Source organism: Pseudomonas sp. 05N433 (genome assembly GCF_056396925.1).
The window spans coordinates 1-460 of sequence record NZ_JBFTML010000159.1 but is presented as its reverse complement, the minus strand read 5'-3'; the positions used below and the strand labels follow the sequence as shown (position 1 = coordinate 460).

The window sequence follows — 460 nt, the reverse complement described above, 5'->3', positions numbered from 1 at the left end:
GCTACATAGGCATTCGTAAATGCTGTTTGGGCCGCGTCAGCGGCCCAAACAGCCACTCACGGACGATCAAGCAGCTTCGATTCACGCCCTGATCGCTTCAAGCAGTCCTGATATACCGAAGATGCTCATCATTCGTTTGAGGTTGTAGGCCAATACATGAAGGCTCATCTCGGTGCTTACCCTCGGCAGAGTTTTGGTCAGGAAGTGGGTACTTCCCATCCAGTATTTAAGCGTTCCAAAAGGATGTTCAACGGTCTGTCGGCGACGCCTCATCATCGTTGGATCATGATCCAGCCGAGTCTGCATCGCATCGACTACGGCTTCATGTTCCCAGCGCTTTATCCGGCGCTCCTTACCCGTCGTACATTGCTTTTGCATTGCGCAGGACTGGCAGCCAGAGAAGTAGTAACAATGCAATAACATGCCGTCTTCCATCGACGAATGCCGCCGAGTCAGTAAC

1 protein-coding gene is annotated in these 460 nt (G+C 52.2%); it reads right to left on the bottom strand.

Annotation, left to right across the window (positions count from 1 at the left end; genetic code table 11):
• Window positions 1-81 precede the first annotated feature (81 nt).
• Window positions 82-460, bottom strand: a 379-nt coding sequence (locus tag AC1DIS_RS30150; RefSeq protein WP_477781324.1) for a transposase, incomplete at its 5' end; no start/stop codon positions are given.